6 protein-coding genes and 1 pseudogene are annotated in these 6,758 nt (G+C 72.7%); 4 read left to right on the forward strand and 3 right to left on the reverse strand.

Annotation, left to right across the window (positions count from 1 at the left end):
• Together E1298_RS48900 and menD are read left to right on the forward strand one after the other, a co-directional pair.
• Window positions 1–206 (forward strand): annotated as a pseudogene (locus tag E1298_RS48900) (o-succinylbenzoate synthase); the annotation flags it as partial.
• Window positions 203–1,873 carry a 2-succinyl-5-enolpyruvyl-6-hydroxy-3-cyclohexene-1-carboxylic-acid synthase gene (menD, locus tag E1298_RS42255; RefSeq protein ID WP_131903010.1) on the forward strand — a complete coding sequence of 557 codons (1,671 nt, stop codon included), beginning with the start codon at window positions 203–205 and terminating at the stop codon, window positions 1,871–1,873. The pseudogene E1298_RS48900 and the gene menD, both read left to right, overlap by 4 nt.
• Before the next feature lie 124 nt (window positions 1,874–1,997).
• Here the strand turns inward: menD and E1298_RS42260 are convergent, their stop codons facing one another.
• Together E1298_RS42260 and E1298_RS42265 are read right to left on the reverse strand one after the other, a co-directional pair.
• Entirely contained in the window at window positions 1,998–2,714 is a 717-nt protein-coding gene (locus E1298_RS42260) for a diguanylate cyclase (protein ID WP_207945170.1), read from the reverse strand.
• 86 nt (window positions 2,715–2,800) lie between these two features.
• The gene (locus tag E1298_RS42265; RefSeq protein WP_131903011.1) at window positions 2,801–3,607 is read right to left on the reverse strand and encodes a tyrosine-protein phosphatase; all 807 of its coding nucleotides are present in this window, start codon (window positions 3,605–3,607) and stop codon (window positions 2,801–2,803) included.
• Between the two features lie 367 nt (window positions 3,608–3,974).
• Here E1298_RS42265 and E1298_RS42270 point away from each other — a divergent pair, with 367 nt between their 5' ends.
• Window positions 3,975–5,024 (forward strand): fatty acid desaturase family protein, encoded by a 1,050-nt coding sequence (locus tag E1298_RS42270; RefSeq protein ID WP_131903012.1) that lies wholly within the window; start codon window positions 3,975–3,977, stop codon window positions 5,022–5,024.
• A 21-nt stretch (window positions 5,025–5,045) separates the two neighbouring features.
• Window positions 5,046–5,864: an Fpg/Nei family DNA glycosylase gene (locus E1298_RS42275; protein WP_131903013.1), complete on the forward strand. Its 819-nt coding sequence runs from the start codon at window positions 5,046–5,048 to the stop codon at window positions 5,862–5,864.
• Between the two features lie 74 nt (window positions 5,865–5,938).
• Here the strand turns inward: E1298_RS42275 and E1298_RS42280 are convergent.
• The coding region (locus E1298_RS42280) for an isochorismate synthase (RefSeq protein WP_131903014.1) at window positions 5,939–6,758 on the reverse strand (820 nt) is incomplete at its 5' end.

Genomic DNA, 6,758 nt, shown 5'->3' on the forward strand with positions numbered 1-6,758 from the left:
GGCTGGCGACGCTGTCGCTGCTGGAGGGCGACGTGGTGCACGATCCGCTGCGTCCGGTCGGCGGCGAGATCGCGGTGCGCCGGCCCGTCCCGGACGAGGAGGCGCTGCGCCGCCACGAGGGCGCCGACGTCGCGGGCTGGCGGCGCCGGGCGCTCGCCGCGCAGGCGGAGCTGGGCGGCGAGCCGGTGATCGGGGTGGGGCGTTGAACCCGGCGACCGCGCTGGCGACCGTGCTGGTGGACGAGCTGCTGCGCTGCGGGATGACCGACGCGGTGCTGGCGCCGGGGTCGCGTTCGGCGCCGCTGGCGCTGGCGCTGTACGCCGCCGAGGAGACCGGGCGGGTCCGGTTGCATGTGCGGATCGACGAGCGGTCGGGGTCGTTCCTGGGCCTTGGGTTGGCGAAGCGGTCGGGGCGCCCGGTCGCGCTGGTGTGCACCTCGGGCACCGCGGCGGCCAACTTCCATCCGGCGGTGATCGAGGCGCACGAGTCGGGCGTCCCGCTGATCGTGATCACCGCGGACCGTCCGCCGGAGCTGCGCGACACCGGCGCGAACCAGACGATCGACCAGGTGAAGCTGTACGGGACGGCGGCGCGGTGGAGCACCGAGGTCGGCGTGCCGGAGAACCGTCCGGGCATGGTGGCGTACTGGCGGTCGCTGGTGAGCCGCGCGTGGGGGCTGGCGCAGGCGCCCGTCCCGGGCCCGGTGCACCTGAACGCCGCGTTCCGGGAGCCGCTGATCCCCGACGGCGACGAGTCGTGGTGCGAGCCGCTGGACGGCGACGCGACCGGCGCGTGGACGAAGGTGCGGGCGGCGACGCCGGGGTCGGTGCTGCACGTCCCGCCGACGCGGCGGGGCGTGCTGGTGGTGGGGGACGGCGCGGCCAACGTCAAGCGGTACGTGGCGGCGGCGTCGATGGCGGGCTGGCCCGTGCTGGCCGAGCCCAACGGCAACGCCCGCTACGGCGATCACGCGCTGTCGTCGCACCACTTCCTGCTGGGGGTGCCGGAGTTCGTGGAGCGGCACCGTCCCGAGGTGGTGGTGACGCTGGGCAAACCGGGGCTGTCGCGTCCGCTGCTGTCGCTGCTGCGGCGCGCCGAGGAGCACATCGTGCTGGCGCCTGACCTGGCGCACTGGCCCGACCCGGTGCGGTCAGCGACGCAGGTGGCGCCGGAGGTCGAGATCCCGGTGGTGTCGGGCGACGACGCGTGGCTGAAGTCGTGGCGCGCGGCCGACCTGGCGGCCGCCGCGGCGGTGGACCAGGTGCTGGACGCGGTCCCGGAGGTGAGCGAGCCGCGGCTGGCGCGCGACCTGGTGTCGGCGCTGCCGGGCGGGTCGCTGCTGTTCACGGCGGCGAGCATGCCGATCCGCGACCTGGACCAGGTGATGCGGCCCCGCCGCGGCATCCGGGTGATGGCGAACCGGGGCGCGAGCGGGATCGACGGGCTGGTGTCCTCGGCGATCGGCGCGGCGCTGGCGCACAGCGGCCGCTCGTACGCGCTGCTGGGCGACCTGGCGTTCCTGCACGACCAGAACGGCCTGATCCTCGGCCCGCACGACCGCCGGCCGGATCTGGCGATCATCGTGGTCAACAACCAGGGCGGCGGGATCTTCTCGCTGCTGCCGCAGGCGGCGCTGCGGGCCCCGTTCGAGCGGGTCTTCGGCACCCCGCACCAGGTCGACCTGGAGTCGGTCGCGGCCGCGCACGGCGTCGCGTACCGGCGGCTGGAGGCGGCGGCGGACCTGCCGAAGGTGATCGCGGGGGAGGGGCTGCGCATCGTGGAGGCCCGCACGGACCGCGACGCGAACGCGGTGCTGCACGCCGAGATGCGCAAGGCCGCCCACGCCGCCGTCCGCGCCCTGATGGCCGGCTGACCGTCCGCGCCCCGACGAGCCGTCCCGTTCGCCCGCTCGTCCAAATTTAAACTTACGATGTAAAGGTGGTGGGCTGGATCAATCCATCCTTCATTTCTAAACCCTAAAACCTAGCCCCCACAGGTCAGGCTCCGGTGCGGGTGGTCACGGGGTCCGCGGGGATGGCGAGCGTGGGTGTGGGCGGGACGTCGGCGGGTGGCTGGGCTTTGAGGGTGGGCCGGGCGCGCAGGCAGCGGATCATCTCCTCGGCGTAGGGGAGGGCTCCGAACAGGCCCATCGCGCCGAGCAGCGCCAGGCGGGTCTTGCCGGACAGCGGGTCGCGCCGCTTGAGGCGGACGCGGAAGTCGGGCTTGCCGTCGCCTCCGACCAGGGTGCGCGCCTGGTCCCAGTAGAGCGTGGCGAGGAAGCCGGTGGCCATCAGCGGGACGACCTCCAGGAGGCTGTGGATGTGCTGCTCGACGGGAGTGACGCGGCGGCGCTGCTCGGCGTAGCTGACGTCCCAGTAGGCGGTGGCGCTGTGGACGCCGAGGGCGCCGGCGCAGGTGGCGAGGACGCCGGCGTTGACCTCGCAGAACAGGCCGAGGGCGACGGGGACGCCGGCCTCGGTCATCATCAGCGCGTGGATCATGGACTCGCGGGGGCCGGCGGTGGTCTCGATGTGGGTCTGCTTGTGGCGGTACCAGTCGGCGAGGCCGGCGCCGAGCCACAGGGGCAGGACGCCGCCGATGAGCCAGCGGCGGGTGGCGGTCTCGACGCCGAGGGAGCGGCGCATGTCGCTGGGCTTGCGGGTGGCGGCGGCGAGGCCGCGCAGGGCGGTGCGGTCGGGTGAGCGCAGTTTCATCGGTCTGACCTCCGGGATCGTTTCGATGATCTCGGCGCTACCCGGGGAGGGGGCGGGTACACCCGCCGGTGTCCCTAGCGGTGTCCCTAGCCGACGAGGCGGTCGCGCAGGACGGTGGTGTCCTCGTCGGTCCAGCCGTTGCCGGCCAGCCAGCCCAGCGCTCCGCCGTGCTCCTCGTCCAGCCGGGCCAGGAACTTCTCCATCGTGGTCGCGAGCGGCAGGTGCGCGTCGGCCGGCCGTGAGTCCAGGTCGGTGGCGTAGGTGTCGCTGGCGCGCAGCCGCCGCAGGATCTGTTCCAGGCGGTCGCCGCTCTGGGCGTAGTCGGCGATGGTCGCCTCGCGGGTGACTCCGGCGGCCTCCAGGGCGAGGGCGCAGACCACGCCGGTGCGGTCCTTGCCGGCGGCGCAGTGCACCAGGGACGAGCCGTCGGTGCGGGTCATGACCCGCAGTGCGGCGACGATCGAGTCGGCCCGGTCGGCGAGGTAGCGGAGGTAGAGGGCGAGGGTGTGTTCGAGTGCCGGTTCGTCGGCGGCGCGGTTGTGCCAGGGCAGGGCGCGGCCGGTGTCGACGGTGGCGGGGGTGTCGGCGGCGACGTCGGTGTGGCGGCCGCCTTCGGGGAACAGCGACAGCTGGTGGATGGTGACCGAGGACACGCGGGCCAGCGGGCCGGGTCCTTCGAGGCGTACTTCGGCGTCGCTGCGCAGGTCGATGATGTTCTTGAGTTCGTAGTCGTCGAGGAGGAGGCGGACGTCGGCGACGGTCAGGCCCTGGAGGTTGTCGGAGCGCAGCACTCGTCCTCGCCGTGTCGCGCGGCCGTCGGTGGTGGGGAGCCCGCCGAGGTCGCGGGCGTTGGCGGCGCCGTTCAGGTCGATCCACCGGGTGCGTACGCTCATGGGTTATGACCCTATATGGCGGTCATGGTCCTTCTTTGTCCCAGGGGTCCGGTGCCAGTCAGGAGTGGTTGGTCCGGGGCGGGGTGGCCTGCGGGTTTGGACTGGGGACTAGTTAGCGTCTGTGAGAAAAGAGGGCCGGGCCCTGGCACGGGTGGTGCGGACGGGGCGTGTGCACACCGGTGGTGCCCGGGGGATCGGTCCCAGGGGCGAGTTGGCCGGGACGGGACCGGGACCTGCGAGCCAGATCGGGGATGGCTCCACAGCGTGGTTACCGATCGGTCACGGGCTGCATAGCGTCGAAGGCGTCCCCCGATGCGTCGCACCTCGCGTCGTCCCTCCCAGGCGCCTCACATGAAATGGAGCCTTCATGCCCGCGACCCTCCACGCCCCTCCCGCCCCGCCTGCGCCGGATGCCCGGTCGGCGGCGGCCGGTAGCGACTTCACCCCGTTGGCGCGCAAGGTGCGCGCCAGCGGGCTGCTGGAGCGGCGCACCGGCTACTACGTGCGGGCCATCGGGCTGAACCTGGCCGCGACGGCCGCGGTCTGGGGGGCGGTCGCCTGGGCGGGCGGCTCCTGGTGGGTGGTGCTGCTCGGGATTCCCCTTGCGGTGCTGTCGGCCCGTACCGGTTTCCTGGGGCATGACGCGGGGCACCGCCAGATCGCGGGGTCCGCGCGCGCGAACCGGTTGCTGGGGTTGCTGCTGGGCAACCTGGTGCTGGGCATGGGGCACGGGTGGTGGAGCGACAAGCACAACCGGCATCACGCCAATCCCAACCACGTCGGCAAGGACCCGGATGTGGGCGAGGGCGTCTTGTCCTGGACGCGTGAGCAGGCGGGCCGCAAGCGGGGGCTGTTGCGGTGGGTGACGCGTTACCAGGCGCTGCTGTTCTTTCCGCTGCTCACCTTCGAGGGGCTCAACCTGAAGGTCGGCAGTGCGCTGTTCCTGCGCGGGCGGTCCCGGCGTGACCAGCTCGTCGAGGGTGGTCTGCTCGCTCTGCACCTGGTCGCGTATCTGGGTCTGGTGTTCACGTTGCTGTCGCCCGGTAAGGCGGTCGCGCTGATCGCGTTGCAGCACGCGCTGTTCGGGGTGCATCTGGGCAGTGTGTTCGCGCCCAATCACAAGGGGATGGCGATGCCGGAGCCCGGTGAGCGGTGGGGTCATCTGCGCCGTCAGGTGCTGACCTCCCGTAACGTGCGCGGCGGTGTCGTGACGGATTGGATGATGGGCGGGCTGAACTACCAGATCGAGCACCACCTGTTCCCGAGCATTCCGCGTTGCAATCTGCGTCGTGCGCAGCCGATCGTGCGTGACTACTGCGCGGAGGTCGGGCTGGCGTATACCGAGACCGGGGTGGTGGAGTCCTACCGTCAGGTGCTGGGGCACATGCACGACGCGGGGGAGCCGACGCGGGTGTGAGCGGCCTATGCTTGCCGGGTCATGCCTGAGGGACACACGATTCACCGTCTGGCCGCCGAGCATCAGCGGGTGTTCGGCGGCCGTGTCGTCGCGGCGGCCAGTCCGCAGGGGCGTTTCGCCGAGGGGGCCGGGCGGCTTGATGGCCGCGTGATGGCGGCGGCGGACGCGCACGGCAAACATCTGCTGCTGCGGTTCGACGATGACCAGGTGTTGCACGTCCATCTGGGGATCTATGGGACGTGCAGGTTCGGGCCGGTGCCCGCGCCGGCGCCGGTGGGGGCGGTCCGGCTTCGCCTGACGGGTGAGGCGGGGCATGCTGATCTGCGGGGTCCCAACGCGTGTGAGCTTCTGGGGCCGGGTGAGGCGAAGGCGCTTCATGATCGTCTGGGTCCTGATCCGCTGCGTGCGGACGCCGATCCGGATCGGGCGTGGCGCCGGATCAGCCGGACGCGGACGTCGGTGGCGGTGCTGCTGATGGATCAGTCGGTGGTCGCCGGTCCGGGGAACATCTACCGTGCCGAGGTGCTGTACCGGCAGGGGATCGATCCTCGGTTGCCGGGGCGGTGCCTGGCGCGGGCGCAGTGGGCGGCGGTCTGGGACGATCTGCGGCTGCTGATGGCCGAGGGGGTGCGGACGGGCCGGATCGACACCGTCCGTCCCGAGCACACGCCGGAGGCGATGGGGCGTCCGCCGCGTGTGGACGATCATGGTGGTGAGGTGTACGTCTACCGTCGTGCGGGGCAGGGGTGCCTGGTGTGCGGGACGCAGGTGCGGACGGTGGAGGTGGCGGCGCGCAACCTGTTCTGGTGCCCGGGCTGCCAGCCCACCGCCGTTCGCTGAGGCCGGGGGGCGCCGTCGGTTTCGGCGCGGCCGCCGCGTGTGGGGGGTCAGCCGCGCGGGGGATCCGTGTGGGGTCAGCCGCGCAGGGCGTAGCGCATGGCGCCGAGCTTGGTCTGCGCTTCGGCCAGTTCCGCCGCCGGGACGGAGTCGGCGACGATGCCGCATCCGGCGAACAGCCGGGCGCGGGTTCCGTCGATCTGGGCGCAGCGCAGCGCGATGCCCCATTCGCCGTCGCCGCGGGCGTCGACCCAGCCGACGGGTCCGGCGTAGCGGCCGCGGTCCATGCCTTCGAGTTCGCGGATCAGGTCGAGTGCGATCGGTGTGGGTGTCCCGCAGACGGCGGGGGTGGGGTGCAGTGCCTCCAGGACGTCCAGGACGGAGCGGTCGCCGGTGAGCCGCCCGCGGATCGGTGAGGCCAGGTGGGTCAGGTTGGGCAGGGTGAGCAGTTCCGGTTCGTCGGGGACGTGGAGTTCGGTGCACAGCGGCGCGAGGGCGTCGCGGACCATCTCGGCGGCGTAGCGGTGTTCTTCGCGGTCTTTGGCGGAGGTGAACAGGTGTGCGGCGCGGTCGGCGTCGTCGCGGGCGTCGGTGCCGCGTGCGGTGGTGCCGGCCAGGACGAGGGAGTCGATGTCGCCGCCGGTTCTGCGGATGAGCAGTTCGGGTGTGGCGCCGACCAGTCCGGCGCAGGAGAAGGTGTAGCAGCCGGGGAAGCGGTCGGCGAGGCGCCGCAGCAGGATCCGGGCGTCGATGGGCTCGGCGGCGCGGGCGTTGATGTCGCGGGCCAGGACGACCTTGCCGAGGGCGCCGCCGCGGATGCGTTCGACGGCGGTGGCGACGGCGTGTTGCCATGCGGCGGGGGTGAGTGCGCCGTCGGTCCAGGTCAGTGCGGTGGGC

The sequence above is a fragment of the Actinomadura rubrisoli genome, assembly GCF_004349215.1.
Classification (GTDB): Bacteria; Actinomycetota; Actinomycetes; order Streptosporangiales; family Streptosporangiaceae; genus Spirillospora; species Spirillospora rubrisoli.